This window comes from Nostoc sp. NMS9 (genome assembly GCF_017114995.1).
Lineage (GTDB): Bacteria > Cyanobacteriota > Cyanobacteriia > Cyanobacteriales > Nostocaceae > Nostoc.
In genome coordinates, this window is the sequence record NZ_JABXKL010000079.1 from 1 (window position 1) to 23,718 (window position 23,718).

At 42.3% G+C, this 23,718-nt stretch carries 19 protein-coding genes and 2 pseudogenes; 5 read left to right on the top strand and 16 right to left on the bottom strand.

The annotated features are described in order from the left end of the window. Positions 1-266 precede the first annotated feature (266 nt). The 5 genes from HWQ40_RS23985 to HWQ40_RS24005 all read right to left on the bottom strand — a co-directional run bounded on the left by HWQ40_RS23985 (position 267) and on the right by HWQ40_RS24005 (position 3,492). Positions 267-323 (bottom strand): hypothetical protein, encoded by a 57-nt coding sequence (locus HWQ40_RS23985; protein WP_292782879.1) that lies wholly within the window; start codon positions 321-323, stop codon positions 267-269. Positions 324-325: 2 nt separating this feature from the next. Then, complete coding sequence (locus HWQ40_RS23990) at positions 326-592, bottom strand: hypothetical protein (RefSeq protein ID WP_292782722.1); 267 nt, start codon at positions 590-592, stop codon at positions 326-328. A 108-nt stretch (positions 593-700) separates the two neighbouring features. Further along, complete coding sequence (locus tag HWQ40_RS23995; RefSeq protein WP_292782725.1) at positions 701-1,555, bottom strand: metal ABC transporter permease; 855 nt, start codon at positions 1,553-1,555, stop codon at positions 701-703. A 3-nt stretch (positions 1,556-1,558) separates the two neighbouring features. Beyond that, positions 1,559-2,401: a metal ABC transporter ATP-binding protein gene (locus tag HWQ40_RS24000; protein ID WP_292782728.1), complete on the bottom strand. Its 843-nt coding sequence runs from the start codon at positions 2,399-2,401 to the stop codon at positions 1,559-1,561. Between the two features lie 17 nt (positions 2,402-2,418). Further along, positions 2,419-3,492 (bottom strand): metal ABC transporter substrate-binding protein, encoded by a 1,074-nt coding sequence (locus tag HWQ40_RS24005; protein ID WP_292782731.1) that lies wholly within the window; start codon positions 3,490-3,492, stop codon positions 2,419-2,421. A 761-nt stretch (positions 3,493-4,253) separates the two neighbouring features. Between HWQ40_RS24005 and HWQ40_RS24010 the strand changes: the two genes are divergently transcribed. The 4 genes and pseudogenes from HWQ40_RS24010 to HWQ40_RS24025 form a co-directional block, all read left to right on the top strand. After that, on the top strand, positions 4,254-4,445 hold the full coding sequence (locus tag HWQ40_RS24010; protein ID WP_292782734.1) for a CbtB-domain containing protein: 192 nt from the start codon (positions 4,254-4,256) through the stop codon (positions 4,443-4,445). A gap of 38 nt (positions 4,446-4,483) precedes the next feature. Continuing rightward, complete coding sequence (locus HWQ40_RS24015) at positions 4,484-5,707, top strand: hypothetical protein (protein ID WP_292782737.1); 1,224 nt, start codon at positions 4,484-4,486, stop codon at positions 5,705-5,707. A 174-nt stretch (positions 5,708-5,881) separates the two neighbouring features. Beyond that, entirely contained in the window at positions 5,882-6,295 is a 414-nt protein-coding gene (locus tag HWQ40_RS24020; protein WP_292782740.1) for a DUF1636 domain-containing protein, read from the top strand. Positions 6,296-6,346: 51 nt separating this feature from the next. After that, positions 6,347-6,649 (top strand): annotated as a pseudogene (locus HWQ40_RS24025) (cytochrome ubiquinol oxidase subunit I); the annotation flags it as partial. A gap of 158 nt (positions 6,650-6,807) precedes the next feature. Here HWQ40_RS24025 and HWQ40_RS24030 read toward each other — a convergent pair. From HWQ40_RS24030 to HWQ40_RS24040, 3 genes and pseudogenes are all read right to left on the bottom strand, one after another. After that, the gene (locus tag HWQ40_RS24030; protein WP_292782743.1) at positions 6,808-7,341 is read right to left on the bottom strand and encodes an ABC transporter substrate-binding protein; all 534 of its coding nucleotides are present in this window, start codon (positions 7,339-7,341) and stop codon (positions 6,808-6,810) included. Between the two features lie 439 nt (positions 7,342-7,780). After that, positions 7,781-8,245 (bottom strand): annotated as a pseudogene (locus HWQ40_RS24035) (transposase); the annotation flags it as partial. Positions 8,246-8,839: 594 nt separating this feature from the next. Next, entirely contained in the window at positions 8,840-10,951 is a 2,112-nt protein-coding gene (locus HWQ40_RS24040; protein ID WP_292782746.1) for an acylase, read from the bottom strand. Between the two features lie 407 nt (positions 10,952-11,358). Here HWQ40_RS24040 and HWQ40_RS24045 point away from each other — a divergent pair, with 407 nt between their 5' ends. After that, positions 11,359-11,604 (top strand): hypothetical protein, encoded by a 246-nt coding sequence (locus HWQ40_RS24045; RefSeq protein WP_292782749.1) that lies wholly within the window; start codon positions 11,359-11,361, stop codon positions 11,602-11,604. Positions 11,605-11,710: 106 nt separating this feature from the next. On the opposite strand, the gene HWQ40_RS24050 is transcribed toward HWQ40_RS24045, so the two are convergent. The 8 genes from HWQ40_RS24050 to HWQ40_RS24085 all read right to left on the bottom strand — a co-directional run bounded on the left by HWQ40_RS24050 (position 11,711) and on the right by HWQ40_RS24085 (position 23,652). Further along, complete coding sequence (locus tag HWQ40_RS24050) at positions 11,711-12,748, bottom strand: methyltransferase (protein WP_292782752.1); 1,038 nt, start codon at positions 12,746-12,748, stop codon at positions 11,711-11,713. 105 nt (positions 12,749-12,853) lie between these two features. Next, positions 12,854-13,732, bottom strand: a complete 879-nt coding sequence (locus HWQ40_RS24055; protein ID WP_292782755.1) for an SDR family oxidoreductase — start codon at positions 13,730-13,732, stop codon at positions 12,854-12,856. A gap of 59 nt (positions 13,733-13,791) precedes the next feature. Further along, positions 13,792-15,168 carry an MATE family efflux transporter gene (locus HWQ40_RS24060; protein WP_292782758.1) on the bottom strand — a complete coding sequence of 459 codons (1,377 nt, stop codon included), beginning with the start codon at positions 15,166-15,168 and terminating at the stop codon, positions 13,792-13,794. A gap of 23 nt (positions 15,169-15,191) precedes the next feature. Then, positions 15,192-16,208 (bottom strand): sucrase ferredoxin, encoded by a 1,017-nt coding sequence (locus HWQ40_RS24065; RefSeq protein WP_292782761.1) that lies wholly within the window; start codon positions 16,206-16,208, stop codon positions 15,192-15,194. A 215-nt stretch (positions 16,209-16,423) separates the two neighbouring features. Then, positions 16,424-16,603: a hypothetical protein gene (locus HWQ40_RS24070; protein ID WP_292782764.1), complete on the bottom strand. Its 180-nt coding sequence runs from the start codon at positions 16,601-16,603 to the stop codon at positions 16,424-16,426. Positions 16,604-16,664: 61 nt separating this feature from the next. Further along, positions 16,665-18,047: a cytochrome P450 gene (locus HWQ40_RS24075; protein ID WP_292782766.1), complete on the bottom strand. Its 1,383-nt coding sequence runs from the start codon at positions 18,045-18,047 to the stop codon at positions 16,665-16,667. Positions 18,048-18,086: 39 nt separating this feature from the next. Further along, positions 18,087-19,475, bottom strand: coding sequence for a cytochrome P450 (locus HWQ40_RS24080; RefSeq protein ID WP_292782769.1), 1,389 nt, complete (start codon positions 19,473-19,475; stop codon positions 18,087-18,089). 22 nt (positions 19,476-19,497) lie between these two features. Next, a complete protein-coding gene (locus tag HWQ40_RS24085) occupies positions 19,498-23,652 on the bottom strand; it encodes a non-ribosomal peptide synthetase (protein ID WP_292782772.1) in 4,155 nt (1,384 codons plus the stop codon). Positions 23,653-23,718 lie beyond the last annotated feature (66 nt).

Sequence of the window (23,718 nt, forward strand, 5' to 3'; positions counted from 1 at the left end):
TTTTGAACCCAGACTATTTGCATTATATGTCCTAACTCTCTTGGCGATTGCTATAACTGTGGCAAAGCCGATTAACACCAAAATGACTGAGGCAGTTCAACGGAAAGAGGTTTTAACTTTAAAAAAGTCTTGTTCAAGTTGCGAATAGCAGCCAGCACATGGGTAGAGTCGGTGCGCTGTTTTCCTCTTTCTTTGAGCCATCCGCGCTCTTTAAATTGCTTCAGTAAGGTGAAAAGCAGTTGTTGTTCTGCGCCACCAGCCACCAATCAGGCGCGAAATTCACACAATACAGAAAAATCAAAACCTGAGTCAGTCAATTTCAACCCTAAAACATATTTCCAGTCAATTCTACTGCGGACAGCAACAGAAAGGCTTGCCTATCTGACAAATCCTCAATAAATTGCAGCACAGAGATTAACACCAATCGCCAAGGTGTAACTGTTGGTTGACCAAGAGTGGGATACAAGATGGCAAAGTAACTGTCACTGTGTATTGTGTGCCAATTTATCTCGCAGGGTGAGATAAAGGTTCCCTTGAGGAAAGCAGCACGGGCGACACGAAGTGTTTCCTCTGGCACAGTCCTGCCTGACATATCCTTAACACTCCTGGCTATATATAGTACCAATCTTAGAGTGACACTCCACGGAATTTCTGTCTACTTTTGACTTCGCCAACAGCATCGGTTGCTCATTTCACCCCGTTACTGGTAATGTTTTGAGGGGAGGGATGGGAGATGGCGTTTCCGCCGACGTTGAAACTGAGTCCAGAGCAACACGCAGGTGAACACCAGGGTTGAAAGTAACACTACACTGGCACCAGAGGCGATGTCCAAGTAATAGCTGAGGTAGATACCCACAAATGCGATCGTTGCTCCCAGAATTCCAGAAAGAATCATTATGTGACCAAAGCGATCGCTGATCAGTCGAGCAATTGATGCCGGGATCACTACCGCAGAGATAATCAACGTTACTCCCAACACATTCAGTGTTGCTACTAGTAATGTTGCTAGCATCAAAGCAAATAAGGTATCCATCGCCACAACTGGTACACCATGAACTTGGGCAACTTCACGGTCAAAACACCAGAAAAGTAAAGGGCGGTAAAAGAAAAACACCAAACTCAAAAGCACAACGGTTACTACCGTCACTACCCACAAATCACTAGGTGAAACACCCAAGACATTACCAAACAGAGCCGCTTCAAAGTTATGGCTAAACTTGCGATAGCTACTGATCACAGCTACTCCTAAAGCAAAGCTAGCAGTTGTGACAATTCCAATAGCTGCATCCGAATAGACTTTGCGCCCTGTCAAGTACTGAATTAGTAAGGCGGCGGCAAAACCCCAAATCCCAGAACCAATATAGAAGTTTAAACCAAGCACGTAACTCAGTACGGCTCCTCCTAAAATCGCATGAGATAGACCGTGAGCAATATAGCTCATGCGACGAGTTGTAATATAAACTCCCATAACACCGCATAATAGCCCGGCCATCATCCCAACGAGGACGGCACGGCTAAAAAAATCATAACGAAAGGGCGCTAGAAGAAAATCCATAAGTCAATTTTGGATTTTGTGATTTGAATTTGCTTGCTTCAAGATTTGAGGCAAGTTGTCTTGCATTTGATGGCGTAGGGAAGTACCGCCACTAGCAATTAAAATCCGGTCTTCTTGTTGAAAAACTACCATTTCTCCCCCAAAAGTCTTTTCTAGGTTGGCGGGAGTAAAGATATCAATCGGTTGACCTTGACTGATTAAGCCGTGGTTGAAACATATTACCCAAGGTAGGTGTGTTGCTACTGAATTGAGGTCATGGGTAGAGAGCAAAATTGTTAAGCCTTGCTGATTCAAATTAGCCAACAGATGCAAAAGTTCGTGTTGAACGTGTAAGTCAGAACTACTTGTTGGTTCATCAAGAAGGACGATTTCTGGTTCTCCCACTAAAGCACGGGCGATAAAAATCCGTTGTTGCTGTCCACCAGATAAATCACCGATGGGTTTATGGGCAACATTAGCAACTCCCACACGTTCTAGAAGTTCTTGAGCCGCAAAGCGATCGCTTCTGGAAGCCCAAGGAAACATCTTCTGCTTTTGGTAACGCCCCATCATCACCACTTCCAAAGCCGTGACTGGAAAAGTCCAATCGACTGTTTCTACTTGCGGTACGTATCCCACTTTTGGCGGTGCTACTCCTGGCTTTAGTGGCCTTCCCCGGAACCAAATTTCCCCAGCCCAAGGATGAACTAATCCTAAAATTGCTTTGATGAAAGTGCTTTTACCGCAGCCTGAAGGTCCCACCAAGCCAGAAAGTTGACCTGGATATAATTTCAAATCCACCGACGTAAATATAGGCTGATTTTGATAACCGCAAGCTAAGTTTTTAACTTCAAGTATTGGTTGCATTCAACTGAGATACCTTTTTACTTAGCCGTTGTGGTTGTGGCGGTTGCTGTTGGGCCTACGACATTGGCTCTATTGAGACTGTCAACCAGCTTGGAATTACCCTTCAAACCATCAGCGATAATTCGCATATTGTTAGCCATCATGCCAATATAGGTGTGTTGAGGATTAGTATTTTGCATTGCATTCGCCAATCCCTGTCCAGGTAACTCGTCATCAGCAGTGTTGGCTGTTTTGACCTTGGCTTCGCGGGCAATTTGCTCTTCTACCTTGCTGGGGTAGACTTCAGAGCCAAAAATTGCGGGAACGCCGACTTTACGTACCTGGTCGATCAGCTTTGCCACATCTTGGGCGGAAGGTTCCTTAAAATCTGAAGGTTGGATAGCACCAATCACTTCAAAACCATATTCTCTTGCCCAATAAGCCCAAGAGTCATGGTAGGTCAAAAGTTTGCGGTTTTTGGCAGGAATACTTGCTACAACTTCTCTTGTTACCTTGTCGAGTGCATCAAGACGTTGCAGGTAGTTTTTCAAGTTTGTTGCATAGTAATCCTTACCAGCCGGGTCTAAGGCACTTAACTGTTGAGCCGCTAGTTTAGCGTAAGCCTCAGCATACTTGGGGTTTACCCATAAATGTGGGTTGGGATCGCCCTTTTCTTTAGGGAAGCTGAAGTCGAATAACCACTGGTCTTTAGTGATTGTATTACTACCAAGTTCGTAGATTTTAGTGTCTTTAGGTTTAGAAGCTTTAGCCAGCTTTTCCGTGGGGCTTTCTAAGTGTAATCCATTAACAATTACCAAATTAGCTTTTGACAGCAAACCAGTATCGCTAGGACGTGGTTCAAAGGTGTGGGAGTCAGTACCTTCAGGAATAATACCTTTAACTTCCAGGCGATCGCCTGCAATGTTACTGACAATATTCGTCAGGGGAGCTACAGTAGTTACAACTAAAGGTTTATTTTGAGTTTGGTTCTGGATAGGTTTTGCAGCAGGAGTATTTTCTGATGGGCTGGGGGATACTGCTGTGTTTTGAGGTGTACTGCAAGCTACCAGTGTTAAGTTCAGTACCAACAGCAATGCAGAGGTCTTTTTCATTTCCAGAAACTTAATAAAAATCTTTACAACTAGATTATCAGTAGACCAGCTTGTTCTTTGGTAATGCAATGCCCCAAGGGGGCATTTTTTGATAATTTTTTAGGTTTTTCCAGATAAATCTGCTTTCAGGCTGAAATTTCACTTCTGATAACTTCCAGGACTTACGCAAAATTATGAAAAAACGAACCACAAAGGACGCAAAGGACACGAAGGAATAGGAGTTTTGGAGGGTTTTTGCGTAAGTCCTAAACTTCTTTCTCTACTTGGAAATTTCTTTTTTGGAAATTATGATTTTGTAACCAACCTTGCTGTAACCAAGTCAAATAAAACACTGGGACTCTCCGAATCAACCCAGGCACGTCCGTACAGCCAACGAACCAATTGCCAGTGTCCTGCTTGGGCGCTTTCGCCAACAGTGTCAGTATCAGATGCTACTCAAACACCGTCACTATTGCTCTCAGTACAAGCGCTAACTGGCCTGTCTTGGGAATTCCTGAAAAGTGCGGCCATCCTAGTTAGCCACACTTTTGACATAAGATTGCAATGCCTCTGTCATTTAGATAGGTTTTACTAAACCTTACGTCAATGTTAATATAAGTAATTTTCATGAATGAAAACGAAATAGCTGGCTCAGTATGTTAGTACGGCTCATATAGAGTCTTATTCATCTGTTTTCAGGAATCTACTGTTCACTGCTGACTTTAGAAGTCAGAATGCCTGCCGAATCAACCATTAATATCGTTTTATTTGCGAGGTACAAAATGACAGTTCAATCTTCTAGTTCGATCCAGCAACAAGTCACCAGTCAAGTGCTATCAGTGCCTGTACAATCAGCGCTCTATGTCGCACTGTGTTCTTTGATTCTGTGGACAATTTATTTCACTACATACCCTGCTATCCATGACACGACTCACACTCTGCGTCACCACACACTGATGGTAAGTTGCCATTAGTTGATTGAGTCAATGATTAGGAGGAGTTGAAAAATCAAATGACGAGACTTAAGTGGTCTACGCTACTCGGTGCGATTTGCATAATCGGAATTACCCTGTATGGCTGGATCGGACTGGCCCAATCCCCTCAACCATCGGTGCGGCTAACAACTAATCCACCGATTAATCAGGTTCGACCCCTTGAGGCTGAAGCCACCACAGTGTTGGGATCGGGACACTACAATCCGCCAGTACAGCTGATGCTGCAAGCCTTCGATGCTCAAGGGCAATCTTTAAAGGATGCCAAAATCCACTTGCAATTGTTCACCCCTGGTAAAAACCCCTGGTTCACAACAGATTTTCCCATCGTCGAGGGAACAAAGTTGCTGGACATTGAGGGCAATGCACCAACGGGTCAGTTGCAAGTTCAACAAACCCTACCGATCCGGGGAACGTATCAACTCCTAGTAGGGGTTACTCCGCTCGTTGCCAATGCGTTTGAGCCGATTCAGCAAAAGCTGACGCTGACGCTGCCTGAAAATCCCTTAAAGTTCCGCTACTTTGGCATCCTGGTTGTGATTTTGCTGGCAGTTGGGCTACTAGGAGGTTGGGTGATTGGGGGCAGACAAACGATTCAACCGGGAGAAATTGCCCCGCAACGGGTGCGATTGCTGTTGAGTGGATTGATTGTGGTAGCGATCGCCGCGCTCCTCTGGGTCAACATCAGCGCTGAACTTGCCGAATCGCACCATACGATGTCGATGTCGATGCCAGGCATGGGAGAAGAAGTTCCGCCCTCTAGTAAGCCCGCTAAATTGCAGTCTCAAGGACTTTATATGCAACTATCGGGTGACCAGAGTGCAACGGTGGGTCAACCTGCCAAATTGCAGGTCAGCATCAGCGATCCCAAAACCAGCCAACCCTTAACAGATGTAGTATTGAAGGTAACAACTACCCAACTCGAAAATAATTGGGTGGCCTTTGCTTTTGAGGGGACTCCAGACAACAATGGAAAATTGGCGTGGGAGCAGGAGTTCTTTGACGGTGCCCCTCATAGCGTTGTTGTCGAGATTGCGCCGCAAGCAAACGCAAAAGAGCAATTTCAGCCATTCCAAGTTGCAGAAAATATTCCAGTCGAAGGTGTCGCTCCGCCGATGTCTGTCCGGTTGATTTCGCTGACTTACTTCACGGGAATTGTGGTAATTGGTTTGCTGCTGGGACTGTGGTTGCGACATCGGCAGACTCCGCGCACCGGGTTGACTTGGAATCGTAGTGTTTCGTAAGTCAGTGTTAAAGGGCGTTATTGCTGTGTCATTCGGTTGTAATACATTCGCCCTTAGTTTGTTCGCCCAATGACCGGACAGGCTGATTGCCTAAAATCCATGTCGGATACCATTGAGTGTTCGACATGTATTTTTATAGACACAGCATGAGAAATTGAACCCTGTAATTTATCTATGAATCATCAACACATTATATTCGTCTGTACGAGATGTGGAAGTAGTCATAACACAAAACAGTCTGTTGCTAAAAGCAGGGGTGAATTGCTGCTAGAGAAATTACAAACCCTATATCATGACTGGGTGTTGCAAGACGAGTTCTCGATTCAACCCGTTGAATGCATGGGTGTTTGTGATCAGGCTTGTGCAATTGCTTTCGTCTCTCATAACAAACACACCTACTTATTCGGCGACCTGCCTGCTGATGCTGAACGTGTAGAGAAGACAGCAACTGCCGTACTTGACTGTGCTAGTCAGTACCACGCCAAGCCGGATGGTTTGCTTCCCTACGCCAAGCGCCCTGAACTGCTCAGAGCCGGAGCGATCGCACGGATTCCACCGATACCGCCGTGTCAATGGACATTGTACTAAGAGATTGTCACGAAATAACCTTGACATTCATTGAGTTAGAAATGCTTTTTCAGTAAGCTTTCATCTTTGTGGATTATTGTCGCCAATTCATGGATGCAAACACCAGCAGGTGGCGAAATGGTGAATGGTAAATTTATGGTTCGCAGTTACCTAGAAGCCATTCTCAATCCAGCAGCTTTGAATAGTTGGTTTCACATGATATTAGCAATTCTGGAAACTGCGTTGTTTGTAATTGGTGGTATTAGTGCTTGGTATCTTCTCAACAAGCGCCATCAAGCATTTTTTAGCAAATCTTTCAAAACAGCGATCGCTCTTGCCATTCTCATCACTCCACTGCAAATTGTTGTTGGTAACTTTCGTCGTGTTTCCTTACATCATTCCCTTCCAAGTCACAATTTATCAGGCTTCCTTTTCCACTAGCGCCCAAGCTTTCATGATTGCTTTTACCGGGTATTTCAAGGTAAAGTCGTCAACCCCCATTACGGAGACTAAAGGGCTGTTATATTTGTCGATTAGACGTTGTGCTGTCTCGTTTTCCCTAGAGCGTTTGCTGCCGGCATAAACGACTCTTTCCAGTCTCCACTGTTTGGCATCTTAATTAGAACAGTGGGTGCAATGTGAGACAATAAATTGTAATTGTCCCGGTTCTCATCAATTGTGCCTAAGATTAAGTCTGGTTTAAGAGTCATAATCTTCTCTAGGTTCGTTGGCGAAAAAGCCGCGCCAATGTCTTCAATACCGAGCTGCTTATTATCTAACCCTAGCCCCTGGAGGGTTAAAGCCAGACCTAGAGCGCCCACCACCTTGACCCCCAGAGCTAGAGGTATTTGGACAAGCCATCGTTGGATGACGACGACTCGTTGAGGATGGACGGGAACTAGAGTTTGACCCATTGCGTGTTGGACTAAGTGGACTTCTACAGGTGATCTTTGACTTGAGGAAACGAGGCTGATATCGCGCTTTGGTAATTGAGGATTAAAGAAACTGCAAGCAGAAACCACTAGTAGCGTGAGCGGCACAATCAAATAGAATTTAAGCTTAGGCATATTGACAAAGTGAACAAGATAGAGGTCGTAGGAGAGTGATTGTAGTTAAGTGCGATCGCGTCAGCTTTGACGACAGCGATCACATCTTGGCTCTACAGAAGAAAAAAACTGAACTTAAAAATGTGTTTCTTTGAGTTCAACTTCCTTCGCCATACAGCTTCTTTCCTCAAAACTTCCAACTCACTGTTCCCTGCACCGTAAATGGATGAGAGGGTGTAGGAGTTGTACGGTCAAGAATAAACAACTCAATAAGAATACTGATGCGGCTAGATGATTTAAATCATCAGGTTCTCATGACAAATGAGTCAACTTAACGTTAAAAGGGCGGTTAGAAACCACGTCTACATAGACAAAACCCACCTCCGTGGGTTTCAAACCCTTAGTTCGACCTTAGTCCGCGGAGGCGGACTTCGTTGTTTCACAAGTTTATCGGGTAATACTCGTAATCCTTACTGAGACGACGATAGCGACCCAGCGACGCGAGTGTACGCTCTACTACCCAACGGCGAGGTAATACTTTAAACCCGTCTGTGCGATGCCTACGGCGGCAAGCTACGCAACGTTTGATAATTTCGAGTCCACAACCAATGAAATATTTCACCCAATCGACTAATGAGCCAGCATATCCGGCATCCGCCCAAATCAAATCTAGTTTAGGGAACAAGTGATCAATTTTGTCGAATACAAGCTTTGCGCCGTCACGGTCTTGAATTGAAGCTGTATGTACGACAACCATCAAAATTAAACCCATCGTATCAACAAGGATATGGCGTTTGCAACCATTAATCTTTTTTCCGGCATCATAGCCCTTCACCCCTGCTTTCTCAGTAGTTTTAACTGTTTGTGAGTCGATAATTCCTGCCGATGGCTCTATATCTCTTCCTTCCATCTGACGCAATTGCGATGGTGCTCTTTATTTTTTATTTATAAACACCCTCTAAAGCTGCATCATCACCATGTATTTGGTCTAACAAGCCTTTGTAAATTACGATTTTGTTTAACTCACCAGCGTAGGCATTGATATTATATTCATCAGTGATTTTTAATCCGACCTCACCAAATCGCGTTGCTCCCCCAGTTAACTTGAAAATTGAGCGATTGTATTTAGATAGAGAGTTCTTTTGTGTCCCAGTAATTCGTTAGTTGCAAGCTTTGGATATCCCATTTGAAATGCCAGCTATTATTCGAGGCAAATATGGAGGAACTAGACAGTTAATTAGAGGTTGCCACTGATGGTAGTCTGAAGTCCCATACTGACAAAGTGAAACACATTGAGTAGCCGTGTGCCGGGAAACTGGCAAGCACGGTTTCGGATGGGAGGGGTGGAACAGTAATGTTCCCCTCGACCCTCAAAAACCTGCAAGATGGTCTGGAAAGCCTTACTATATCTAACTTTCAGCGATTTACACTTCCATCGTTATAAGGCTTTCCACACAGTGGACAAAATTTATACCTCAAGGACACCACCTACTTACCCCAGATTATTGAGCCGATACGCTCAGAATATTTTACGTTCTTCTAGATGGGCAAGAATATCTGAGCGATCGCGCCACACAGGATGCAATTTTTTGTTGGCAAACATTTGTAACTGGTCGCTAATATGGGGCGATCCGGGTTGACTTGCATTACCATAGCTGGTGAGTGCCATTGCCCGTACAGGGTTGGAAAATTCAATTGCAGCTACATAAGAATCACCTGCAACGGCTTGGAACAGCCCATTTGCTTCAGGAGCAAAATCGAGTGCACGAAAAATTCCCAGATTGCCATCCCCACCATTGGCAGATAAATCCAGATCACCCAACCGTAGCCGAAAAACCTTGCCCCACGGTACATCAAGCGCCCCATAAGTCTTTTCTACCTGGGCTGCGACTGCTTCGAGAGTTGCAACTGCACTTTCAGGATTAGCTAAACCATCGGGTGTGGTGCGTGGAGAATTTTCATTCCACGGTTTACTAAACCCCTTATCCTTATCTAAGTGCATCTGTTGTACCCAAAAGGCAAATAATACGGCTCCGCGACTATCTGCATTGGCTTGCCGATCCCAGGCTTCTAAGACGTTAGCTGCTTGCTGCCCTAAATCCTTACCATACTTGCGTGCAGCCGGAATTAAATCATCCAAAATCCGATCAGCCAGTTCCATGCGGGTAGAGTGCTTGTCTGCAACCATTTCATCAAAGGAGATTTTGTCATCCTCAACCAACATCCTTACAGAACGTTGGGAGCGGAAATCCATGAAACGAGGTGCCATGTAAGGCGGGTAATCATCTGCTTTAATGGCGGCTGGAAATGTAGTTGTCCAAGGTGGGTCATTTGTATTTTGCAACCAGCCACTCTTAGGGTCAACTATGCGCGGTAAATCTTGGTAAGGATGAATTTTTGTCCACAAGGTTTTAGATGTATTTCCTGGAATTATGCCTTGCCAATATTTAAAGTCACCAAAGGAGCGTACCGGAACTTGACCGTTGAATAGGTGCATAATATGCCCTTCTCTATCCGCATACATCACCGTAAACATTGGCAATTGCAAGCGCTTGAGTACTGTTTGAAACTGGGTAAGGTTTTTTGCTCGTGCCATATCCCACCACTCCTGGAGTACACCTGGTCGGTCAAGACCTGCAACTCTCAGCGCCACGGCTTTATCATTTTTCTCGACGATCACAGGTCCGTGGACAGAACTTTTCACTACTAATGGTTGCTCTTGCAAGGAGCCATCTTTCTGCTTCACCTTTAAGGAAAGAGTTTTGGAAAGGAAGTTACGAACTTTGTCATCAAAGCGGTATCCATTACCTGCCAGTGTGAGTTCATAAACATCCCAACCATCATAGGTGTTAACGGTGTGAGTCCAACCTAAGTTGTTGTTAAATGCGATCGCTAATACGGGAATACCTACAAGTGTTGCCCCATAAGCATCAATTCCTGGTGCAGTGATTTGGGCTTCATACCACAAAAATAAATCTGACCAAGGTAGGTGTGGATTTGCCAAAAGCATTGCCTTACCACTGGCAGAATGAGTTGGTGCGATCGCCCAACCATTAGATCCTGCTTGCAATTTTTGTTTGCTTAAGCCTAATACTTCCTCCGGATTGACCACAAAGGTGAAATTGAGTACCCGATGTAAGTGAGCCATGACATCTTCTGCCTTGACTGGTAGCACCGCCTCAACTTCATCATTAATCAAGTTAGGATTTTGGGAAGCATAAGCATTGATCCCAGTAGCAAAAGCATCGAGATAACTGCGAAAAGTTGGACTCTGTGCCTTGTACCAAGAACGAGCACGTTCTGGTACTCCCATAGTCTGTACCCAACGATCTGACTCTAGGTATTTCTCTCCCCAATATTCAGCCGCGCGTCCCCGTGCTTGACCATAGAGACGCAAAAGCAAATCTCCATGACTTTGCATTTGTGCCCAACCAAAGGCATAAAATGCACTCTGGTCATCTTTTCCGTAGATGTGCGGCACACCATAGCTATCCCATAATATCTCTGTGGATTTTGTTGGTACCGCTATAGTGTGGCTGCCTACAAACAAAACCAGTATCAAACTGAGTATTAAGGGTAAAAGGCGTTTTGATTTTCTTTTGTAAACCCTGAGTAAAATATCAATCCTCATTAACACCACCATCTACAGATATTACGCCTGGTTACTGAAACAGCTATTGATCAGTCAGGGAAATGGCACTAAGAAAAGCCCAAAAGTTTATCTAACGATACAACTTTGTTGACAAATAATATCAAAGCTAAAACGGTATCTTTATTCTTTGGATGAGCAGATACCAGAACCGAAAGGCAGAAGCAATCCTCGTGTCGTGAAAAAAACTAGAGCCAAATTCCCCTTCAAGAAACCAATACACAGAGGGCAAGGAGCTAAATTAGAAACGCTCACTTTTTCTATACTCAATACTGCTTAGAGCTTAACCGAAGTGTATTGCATCCATACTCACACCCCAGATTGTACAAAAGATAAAACTGGCGTTCGAGGCTTAACTTTGCGTCCTCAAGAATTGCACGAAGCTCTAAGTGAAGCAAAATCCCGCCAACAAACGCCTGAATTTAAAGAGTAGTACGCAAAACGATCTGGTGTTGAAGGAACTATTTCTCAAGCCACAAGAGCATTTGGGTTACATTGATGCCGTTATCGGGGTTTTGAAAAAACTAGGCTACAACATATCATCACGGCTGCTGCCATTAATTTGGTTAGGGTTTAGCAGTGGTAGACCGAAGCTAATAATTTTGGCAAGAGTATTTCTCGCTTCGCAGCAATAGCCGTCTAAATTTGACCTCAAAGAATTCGCCAACAAAGTCATTTGCATCGCGAATTATTTTTCCTTTCTTTGGTCTTCTTGCCAAATTGGGATGTCCCCCTGAACGGTTACAGTTTAACTCCTTCAAATAGACTAAATTGAGAATTTTTTATTGGGATAATTTTAGTGAGTTTGAATCCAGCAGATTTAAACAAGTCTTTGAACTCTGTTTCAGTACGCTCTCGCCCACGAGAGCATACTACCAACATATGAACATCTTCGAGCTTGACATTAGAGAATTCATTTCCAGAAGGCATTATGCATTCTATCACTAACAATCGCCCTTGTTCTTTCATGGCTTGATGACAGCGCTTAAGAATGTTGATCGCTTGTTCATCATCCCACATGTGAAGAACTTCCCTGAGTAAATAAGCGTCTCCACCTTGTGGTACACCCTCAAAAAAGCTACCTCCTATGAGTTGACAGCGATTATGCACAGATGCTGGTTCACCTAAATTCTTAACTCTATCAATTGATTTTGGAAGATCGAATAACACACCTGTGATAGTGGGGTTACCTTCGAGGATAGCAGTAAGCAAGCTACCCGTACCACCACCAATATCAACCAGCTTGCCTATTGACGAAAAATCATAAGCCTCCAAGTATGGAGCATATAGCTCTAGTGACGGATTACTAGCATATTTATGAAACATTTCTCCTGCAACAGGATTTTGCTCATAATACTGAAATAAATCTACGCCATACAAATGCTCAAAGGCGCTTTCCCCAGTCTGTACGCTATACATCAAATTTTCCCAGGGTTTATAGTAAAACTCCTCGCCTCGGAGGATTGCATCCTTACGCACTGAACCCGGAACATCGCTCTGCAAGCAATCTGCTTGTGGAGTTAGTTCAAAGCATCGGGGTTGTGTCTCAGCAAAAATTCCAAAACCCGCAAGAGATCGCAACACTCGATAAAGAGAATCGCTATGGGTATTTGTTGCAGAAGCTAAATCATCGCAGTGCTGAGAACCATCTTTGAGCAAATCAGCAATGCCAAGTTTTGCAACAACATAGATCATCCGTGAAATCCAGTAAGCATATACCAACTCTCCTGTAGTTAATGAAAGCTCAATCTTGCTAGGCTTAGAGTTTAATAAAACCACGATTTTTCTCCCTTTTCCTTGAGTATTAGTAGTTTGAAAGCATTGCAATTGAAGAATCTACCTTGGTTTCGAGTATTCAGTGGAATATAAGACCAAGAGATAGCTTCAATTTTGATTTTTTAACTTCCAATTTTCTAGTATCCTTGCATCAAAACTTCGATCAGATAGAAATTTTTTAAGTATCAAACTAAGCATTAAAGAAGTTTGATGCTTAGATAAGAAATAACGTGTTTTGGGTTTGCTAGCTTCCAAAGCCTCTAGAATTGTATCTGCAACTTGTTCAGGTTGCATTCCTGTGCGATTTGATCTAATCAAACCCTCTACAAAAAATTTGTATGCATCACCATACATAGCTTTAGCTTCAGATGACATATTGGCAAAGTTTTTCTGAAAGCTTTCTTCAACTTTATCTGGTGCTGCTGAAGCAATTGATCCCGGTTCAACCAAAATTACTTCAATACCCCAAGGATCTAATTCCATTCTTAAAGCATCTGTAAATGCCTCCAATGCAAACTTGGAAGCACACAAGGAAGAGATAAATGGCGAGGAAATTTTCCCACCGACTGAACCAATATTAACTATCCGACCTTTAGCTTTTCTAATTAATGGCAAAAATGCCTGTGTAACCGCTATTTGCCCAAAGACATTGACTTCAAATTGCCATCTCAGGTCTTCAATGGCAACGTACTCTACTGGCCCATCCAGTAACAGACCTGCATTATTTACTAATCCAATCAATCCTTCATTATCAACAGCTTTTGATACAATGTCTGCGGCAAATTTAATTTCTTCTGTTTTGGTAACATCCATTAAGATTGTTGTCAAATTCTCAGATGCATTACGCTTAAGTGATTCAGCATCTTTTTCTTTACGAACTGCTGCAAAGACACGATATCCTTTTTTGTCAAGTAGGAGCGCTGTTGCTTGACCAACGCCTGTAGACGTCCCTGTAATCAAGACAGCACCTTTTTGATTATCAACCATTTTTTAACCCTTATGTTCAACAGAAATTAATTTGCGATTCCAATCTGAATAAGTTGTTTTTAACCTGTCATTTTTTCAACTTCCATTTTTTCTAAAGACTTAAATTCTTTCACAGTCAATAATATAACAATTAAGACAAATAAAATATTAGTAGCTATTATTCCGTAGTAAATACCATTTACACCTAGTAGTCTAGAGAATAAAAACACTAATGGAACGAAGATAAGTAGACTCTTGAAAAGGAGTACTGCTGCAACTATTTTTTCTTTCCCTGTATATAAAAATAGATTCCCAGTAAATCCAATAAAAGGCATAATTGGTATTAATAAATTGAGAATTTGAAAGTTAAATAAATCATTTTGAGTAAAATTAACATCTGGCAGTAGTAAGTTTAGAAATGTTTTTGGTAATAATTGTAGAGGTAACCAAAGTAATGTCAGTGTAGTAATTGCACCACTAATAAAAATCAAATAAGCTTTCTTAAGTCTTTTATAATTTCTAGCTCCATAATTTATACCGATTACAGGTTGTAAGCCAATTATGAAGCCACTTAAAGGAAGAAATGCTAATGAACTCAATCTTTCTGTTGCTCCAAAAAAAGCTATATCTTGATCTGTTCCATAAATAGATATTGATTTAAAAATTACAAAGTCCTGAACTAAACTTGTAACTGGAACTAGTATTAGTGATAGACCGATTGACAAAATACTAGGAAGTAAATCTATCGCTAGTGCAAACTTTTTATAATTAACTGGAAAAGAACTTTTACCAGAGAAGAAGTAAGTTAAGTTGAGAATACTATAAATAACCATCGCAAAAACTGTAGAAAGAGCTAATCCTCGAATTCCCCAGTGTAGAATAGCAGTAAAGATATAATTTAATATAATATCACTTGCAGCAAAAATTCCAGCAGATATCATAGCAAATTTGACTTGCCCTTCTGATTTAATAATTTGACTACAAGATATTGCCAGCATGAAAAATAGTGAACCTAGTATATAAGTCTTAAAATAGTCTGCTCCAGCAGAAGCAAGCTCACCTCTTGCTCCCATAAACATGATTAATTGTTCACCAAAACTATAGCCAATGATTGTAATGAAAGAAGCCATAATAATAATTACTACTATTAAGTTTCCAAATATTTTCGACTGATTTTTAATATCTCCAGAACCAATAGCTCGACTAAGAAGAGAAGCAGAACCTACTCCAATGATTTCAGCAAATCCACCAATAATAAAAGTAAGTGGTGCAGCAATAGATATAGCAGCAACAGCAGTTGTACTAATATATTGACCTGCAAAGAAAGCATTAATAAAACTGTTCAAGCCACTTACTAGCATTCCTAACATACCAGGTATTACTAACTTGAACATCAATTTAATCAGATTGCCTTGGAGAATCTCATTCGTCATTTGAGATTGTTTTTGTGAAGTCATTTTTAGGTTCTCGGCTTGTTTGTTCACTGAATCTTGACTAGATGGCTAACGTGATACTGCTTTACTGGTTTTAACTCCATTTGTTTTGCTGAATTCAATGCACTCATGACTTCACTGCTAACTTCTACTCTGGCTTCATAAACACCTGATATACTTCCATCTGGAACTGCATAATCAATACGTACTTCAGCCCAATCAGCATTTTCTTCTTGCTCACCTTCTTGAATAGCAACTACTTTGCCAGCTTTTAAATAGTTGAGCCAAGTCCAACCTAACTGCATCCAAATTTCGCGCTCGGCAATTTGCTCAAATTTGGTTAAACCCGCCCATCCCCGATAAAATTGACGCAAGTCAGAGACTGAGCCATGTTTGTTTACCAGTAAGTCAAGGACTTCTGGTTCCAAATGTCCCCATAAGCATCCTTGAGGTAAATCAACTAGGGTAGGAGCAAACTGATGACCACCAAAATGAGTTGTTTGCCAGACTCGTAATTTTCCATTGGAAATGGGCGCGTATTCCTTGCGTAATCGACGATATATAGGAGTCCCGAATCTGCCACAGGCAAGGTCAACTTGAGCATGGGTGCAAACCATCAGTTCACGGATGTGATTGCTTTGTTGCTGATACTCCTGAAACTTTGATAAATCATTGGGCTGTTGCATTAACTGCTTGAGTATTGTCGTAACCAAAGCAGTTACTTGCTCATCTGGAACGACAAACTCCTGTTTCTCAAACTTAGAAAACAGCTTTGCAGGACGATAGTAGTATAGGACGCGGGTAAAGCCAGGGTAAGAGTACTCGCGGTCAGGAGCCATCAACATTGGTCTCAGGTTGACCCCATCTTTGACAATTAACTCTTGGAACAAACCTATCAATGGCTTAATTGTGGGATTTTCCTGAAAGAGGTCTTGAGACCAAGGTTGTGGAATTTCCATAATCAACCAATGGTCGCAAGTACCTGCTGTACCAATTGGGTCTTCTTTGTTGGTTTTGGAAACTACGGAGCAAAAACGACAATCTGTCAGGGAAAGTAGATTCATCTGTTGATTTTGCAATTCAAACCCCTCCTGAAAAAAAGCTGTGAGGCGGCAGGGTTCTTAAACCCAAGCACTTAGAATTCATCATTCATCATTCCAGATAAATTAATCATTGAATCAAACTCAATCTATTTCTTAATCATGTCATAATCTCTTTGGGAAACGACCATAATCAAGAGTTTTATAAAAATACTGAGGTGGCATTAATAACTGACTTTTTATGAAAAAGCTTTCATCTGGATTGGAGTTACCCCAAAATATCGAAAAAGAACAACTCCAGATGAATCGAGTAGATCAATCTTTTCTGCTTTTCTAAAGCGGAAAAGATCTTCATAATCGTTACTATTATATACTATTTTTCCCGGTCTTCTTCCTAATAACTCGATTTTATGTTTCATGGCTTTTATTTGATATTTTTTGCATTAAGATTGTAACTGCTTACCCTAAGACAAACGCATCTTACGCTGAATTAGCAACGAACTGCTGTAGCTGCTCTTGGCCTGAACGATGATCGAGCATTACCATTTTCAAGCCACTAGCAGGGGGATAGTTAACACCTATAGCCTTGGGCTTTTCCACTCTTTTTTCATCCGCTAATACTAATTGATAGCGTGAAAGAATTGTTGCTAAAACCAGCTTCATTTCAAAAAGTGCTAATGCCTCGCCCGGACAGCGACGAGCACCACCACCAAATGGTAGAAATTCATAGGGAGAATATTGTCGCTCCAGAAAGCGCTCTGGCTTGAATTGCTTTGGTTGTGGGTATAAGTCCTGACGTTGGTGTGTCAGATAAATAGAGCCTCTGACCACTGTACCTGGACTTAACTCGTAGCCCATCACCTCAATTGGTGATTCTACGAGTCGTGGAAATGTGACTACCTGAGTTGGATAAATTCGTAGTGCTTCATTACAGACAGCGCTGAGGTAGGGTAGCGCAACGATGCTCATAGGATCTGGGGATTCACCCAAGGTATCGAGTTCTTCTAGCAATCGATCGCGAACAGCAGGTAAACTATGAATCCAGTACAATGACCAAGTTATGGCAGTGGCTGACGCATCCTGACCACCCAATAGCAATGATGGGAATAAATCCCGCATATCCTCATCGGTCATTGGTTGACCAGTTTCATCGCGAGCAAATATTAGTTCGGAGAGTACATCGCTGCGGGAGGGATCTGCTTGCTTGCGCCGTTCTGCAATCTCAGTGTAGAGTAGTTTGTCAAATTGTCGTTGGAGGTTCTGCCAGTATCCCCACGGACTCCACCGACCTAAATCTCGTCGGAGAAAGGGATAAGACAGGGATAGCCCTAGCCAACGAGACCGAGCAAAACTTAATAACTTGGAAAAGAGTACCCTAAATTGTTCGTAACGCTCTCCCTCATGCAAACCAAACAAAGCTTGCAATATCACCTCTAGAGTAATCTTTTGCACGGTAGGGTAGGCATAAAAAGATTCGCCGATCGCTAGATCGTTTATGACTTTATCTGTAACTTGACAGATACGCTGCCCGTATGCTTTTACCCTAGTTCCATGCAGGGGAGGCATTAACAACTGACGGCGATGTTTGTGACGCAAGCCATCAAGCATGAGTAATCCATTGTTTCCAACTAAGGGTGCGCCACCTTGGTTCAGCTTACCAGAAGCTGTGATCTCTTTGGCACTCGTAAAAATCTGCTTCATTCCTTGCGGGTTACTTACGATCACTAAAGGTGTATCACCACCTAGTATGGTGAAAATGTCACCGTAGCGATCGCCCATAACATCCATGAAGCCAAGAGGATCGGTCTTAAAATGATGACTCAGCGATCGAGGAGAATCTTTTGGTCCTTCAGGTAATTTCATTACTATTTTTTTTAATGATTATTTAATTATCGATAGCTATTAAATTGAACCAACAACCAATGGCTGCGACTGTCCTTGATGCTGACGCCGACTCTGCACAAGCATTTTCACGCCACTAGCTGGGTAACAAATCAGACCTCCAAATTTTGGCTTTTCTGGTCGCTTGTCAACCAGCCCTAATTGATAACGTGAAAGAATTGTCGCCAACACAAGCTTCATTTCAAATAAGGCAAAAGCCCCACCAATACAAGTACGAGCACCGCCGCCAAAGGGAAGAAATTCATAGGGAGAGTATTGTTTTTCCAAAAAGCGCTCTGGCTGAAATTGTTTTGGTTCTGGGTATAAATCTTCACGCTGATGCGTCAGATAAATATTCCCAAGTAGTACTGTTCCTGGACTTAACTCATAACCCATCACATTAACTGGGGACTCTACCAACCTTGGAAATGTGAATAACTGAGTCGGGTAAATTCGCAAAACTTCGTTACAAACAGCACTAAGGTAGGGCAATGCAACAATCCTCGTGGGATCTGGGTCTTCACCAAGACAATCAAGTTCCTCAAGCAGGCGTTCGCGAACGCCAGGTAAATGGTGAATCCAATATAAAGACCAAGCTAGAGCAGTTGCTGAAGCATCTTGAGCTGCAAATATAGGCGATAATAGGAGGTCGCGCACCTCTTCATTACTTAATGGTTCACCCGTTTCATCATGAGCAAATATGAGATCAGAGAGGATGTCACTGCGTGAGGGATCTGCTTGCTCGCGGCGTTCTTCGACTTCAGCATATAGCAATTGGAAAAGTTCTCGCTGGAGCTGAAGCATGTATCCCTTTGGACTCCACTGACCTAGATCCCGTTGTCCTAAGGGAAGTTGTGTGAGGATCTCATATAGAGGAGATTGCGAATATTTGATGATAGAAGCAAAGAGATGTTTGATTTTGTCATAGCGCTCTCCCTCACGCAATCCCATTACAACCTCTATACCCACCCGCAGGGTAATATCTTCGATAGTAGGGTAGGCAATAAAAGGTTTTCCAATCGCCTTTTGACTCATGATTTTTTCACTGAGTTCGCAGATCCGTCGCCCACAAGCTTGCATCCGCTCTCCGTGAAAAGCCTGCATTAAGAGCTTACGCCGATGTTTGTGACGGAAACCATCAAGTTGAAGGACTCCTTGGTTTCCTGTAACCAGAGCAAAATCGCTGTTCAATGCACCCCTAGCGATAATTTCTTTGGTATTGGTGAAAATCTGCTTTATACCTGAGGGATTGCTGACGTGCACTATTGGCACTATTGGCGCAGAATCAGACATTATGGTGAAAATATCACCATAGCGTTTGTAAACCGCATCCATATAGCCAAAGGGATCAGCCTGGAATTGCTGCTTTAGCAGCAAAGTAGGAGTTTTCGGTCCTGCGGGTAGTTTCATCAGTCTTGTTTACTCACATTTTCTATTTTACAATGTACTGAGCATTATCGATATGAATTCTCAATAGTTTGGCTAATTCCTGAATATTCGGTTCTACTAACATCGAGAAATGATCTCCAGAGACTTCAATGACATCAATAGGTTGACTGGAACATTTACCCCAACCTAGTAAAGGGTCATCAGTATGAAATTCTGGACTTTCAAAGTCATGAATAATATCTTCTTTTGCTCGAAAGAGAGTGATGGAGTCAGGATAAAGGAGCGGAACATAATCTCGCATGGCTTGGACATGAGCTTTGAAAAGTTTGTAATAGCGGAGAAAATCCTTAATCTCTGTGTCGCTCAAGATAAAGTTTGCTCTTTTATTTACTAAATGAAATTGCTCATCTAGTTGCAAATCTCGAAGTTCCTCAAAAGGAACGGAAAAGTTGATGTTGTTGTTAGTTTTTATTGATTCAGCCATGCGGAGTAAGAATTTGGCATCATCATCGTCTGCTACTTTAACAGCCGTTTCTGGTAATATGGCGTCGATGACAACTAGCAAACCTACTTTTTCACCCTGCCTTTGCAATTGTTGTGCCATTTCAAAAGCAATGACACCACCGTAACAAAAACCTCCTAAAAGATAAGGACCATTCGGTTGTACCTGACGAATTTCTTGGAGGTAGCGAGTTGCTGTCTCCTCCACTGAAATAATTTCAGGTTCCTCTTGGTCAGGGGTATGTTGCAAGCCATAAAATGGATAGTCGTCACCAAGTCTTCTGGACAAGTTAAAGAAGGCACGAATACCTCCACCAGCGCCATGCATACAGAAGAAAGGAATTTTGTCACCAGAAGACTGAATTGCTACTAGAGGAGAATTGGATATCTCACGGACTGGCTGGCTAAGAATTTGAGCTAGTTTTTCAATCGTCTGATTTTCAAAAAGAGTAGACAAGGGAAGATTGTGTCCAAATCGGTCTTCTATTTGAGCCATTAAGCGTACAGCTAAAAACGATTGACCACCCAGGTCAAAGAAGTTATCTGTTACTCCAATCGGACTAGTATTCAGAAGATTTTCCCAAGTTTTCACCAAAACCAATTCTGTAAAATTGCGGGGAGCAACGAAGGATTGAGTGGCGTTTGGTCGGATAACGTCGTCGGTAGGAAGTGCTTGCTTGTCTACTTTGCCATTAGATGTCAGTGGAAGCACATCTAGTAACACAAAAGTAGACGGTAGCATGTAATTTGGTAGCTTTTGCTGTAACTCAGCGTTTAACTGTGGCACTATATCTTGCTTATCTGTTACGACATAAGCGATGAGACGCTGATCACCTTGAGCATCATCTCGGACAATGACAATAGATTCTTTCACCTCTGGATGTTGTGCGATCGCTGCTGCAATTTCTCCCAGTTCGACGCGGAAGCCACGGATTTTCACTTGGTCATCACAGCGACCGAAAAACTCAAGATTACCATCGTTGAGATAACGCACCAAGTCACCAGTTTTGTAAAGTTTGCTTCCTGGAATAAAGGGGTTATTAATAAAACGTTCTTGAGTTAATTCAGGACGATGCAAATATCCCTTTGCCAATCCATCACCACCAATATAGAGTTCACCAACAACTCCTACAGGCGTTAGTTGCAAATGGCTGTTTAACACATAGACTTGCGTATTATCAATAGGGCGACCAATGGGAATGCTGTTCGGTTGATCTGGCAATAAACTAGTGTCGTAGTAAGTGACATTGGCAGAAACTTCCGATGAGCCATAAAAGTTAATTAGTTTTGCAGATGGCATCAATTCTCGGAATTTTTCAGCTAACTTAACAGACAGCGCTTCCCCACTTGTTATCCAGAGTTTAAGATGCGACAAATTATTGATCAGATAACTGTAGTTATCTAAGAGTAAGCCCAGCAGTGAAGGCACAAGTACAATACGCGTAACTTTGTGGTGTGCCAGAGTTTCTATGAACAATTGAGGGTCTTTAGCAATAGCATCGGGAATAATGACAGTGGGAATCCCTTGTAGTAAGGGAGCAAAAATCTCCCATACTGAGTCTACAAAGCTAATAGCTGTTTTCTGGCAACAAACCTCCTCTTTTGTGAAGGGATAAGTTTTCCACAACCAGTGCAAGCCATTGACTGTACCGCGATGAGTACCGAGAACACCTTTAGGAGTTCCAGTAGAGCCGGAAGTATATATAATATAAGCGAGATTATCACCTGAAGATATACTAGCTGGGTTGTCTTGACTTTCTTGCTTGATAAATTCCCATTCATTGTCTAGAAAGATGACCGTCATTTGTGAGGCAGTGCGATCTTGAGGAGCAACTGCTGAAGCCCGAAGGGGTTCTTTGTCATTTGTGATTTGTTTGAAGCTATTAACTAATGACGAATGACTAATGATCAATGACACTTGGGAATCAGAAAGCATGAAGCCAAGACGATTAACTGGATAAGTTGGGTCAATGGGAATGTATGCACCGCCAGCTTTGAGGACAGCTAAAATTCCTACGACCATTTCTACTGAACGTTCTAGACAAATAGCAACGAGAGTTTCTTTTGTTACACCCTGTTTTTTTAAATAATGGGCAAGCTGATTAACTCTCTGATTTAGTTGACAATAAGTCAGTTTTTCTGTTTGGCTAATTAACGCTAACGACTCAGGAAAACGCTGAAGTTGCTGCTCAAATAACTGATGAAGTGAGGCATCTTGAGGATAATCTGTGCTTTGCTGATTCCACTCGAATAATAATTGCTCTCGCTCTTTAGCTGTGAGTGGTGACAATTTTGAAATGCGCTGTTCCTCATTAGCAACAATACTTTCCAATAAAGCTTGGAAATTACTAATGAATCGAGTAATTGTTGTAGAGTCAAAAATGTCTGTATTGTACTCTAAAAATCCTGTTAATCCTTGCTGAGATTCGGATATTGACAGGTAAATATCCAACTGAGCTGTGCCGCTATCGAACTGCAAAGAACGCAGGGTTAAACTAGAAGCTTCCTGTGCAGATACTGGGGTGTTTTGCAGGACAAACATCACTTCATAAAGTGGATTCCGGCTTAAGTCTCGCTCAGGTTGCAATTCTTCTACAAGCATCTCAAAAGGCAAATCCTGATGTGCATAAGCATCAATAGTCACCTTACGCACGCGGTGTAGTAGTTCCCGGAAACTGGGATTGCCACTAAGGTTATTACGTAACACCAAAGTATTCACGAACAAACCCAGCATCTCCTCTAATTCGGCTCGATTCCGATTTGCAATTGGAGAACCAATTAGGATGTCTTCTTGGTCTGTGTAGTGGTACAGCAATGTATTTAATGCTGCCAACAGAGTCATAAATAAAGTAGCGTCTTCTCGCTGGCTGAATTTATTCAGTGCATCTGTCAGAGTTTTTGAAAATGTAAAGTATTGCTTGGCACCAATAAAAGTGGTAACGGCAGGCCGCGGACGATCAACGGGTAACTGTAGTATAGGAAGTTCACCGCTAAGTTGTTGCTTCCAGTAATTAACTTGGGTTGCTAGAACTTCACCTCGCAAGCGATTGCGCTGCCAACCTGCAAAATCTGCATACTGAATAGGGAGTTCAGGTAAGGGAGAAGGCTGATTTGACAAGAAAGCTGTATATAACGTTGCCAACTCCCGCATGAACACACCAATAGACCATCCATCCGTAATAATGTGGTGGATGGTCAAAAGAAAAACGTGTTCTTCCTCACCCAAGCGCAGTAAAGTTGCTCTGACTAGAGGTCCTTTAGCTAAGTTGAAGGGTTTTTTGGCTTCCTCAACTGCAAGTTGTTTAATCTCAGGTTCCCAATCTTTTCCAAACAAATGCTCAAAATTAATAATGGGTAAATCCCAAGTTAATTGGGGTGCAATCTGCTGCACTGGTTCTCCATTTACCAGCACAAAAGTTGTGCGCCAAACTTCATGACGCCTGAGAATCTCATTAAGACTTTGCTGGAGTGCCGTAATATTAAGCACTCCGCTTAAATGAAAGGCACTCGAAATATTGTAGAAGGGACTGTTGTGGTAAAGTTGGTCAATAAACCATAGTCTTTGTTGGGAGAAAGACAAGGGAATACTGTTGGATATTTGTCGCTTGGGAATCGTATCGGCTTGAAATTTTCCTCCCTTCAATTTTTCTAAAAGAGCTTTTTTGGCGGGTGATAAATGAGAGTGTTTTTTGTCCATTGCTGATACATTTTTAATATTTACTAATATTTATTTGATGAGGAACTACTAATTACAAGTAATTCC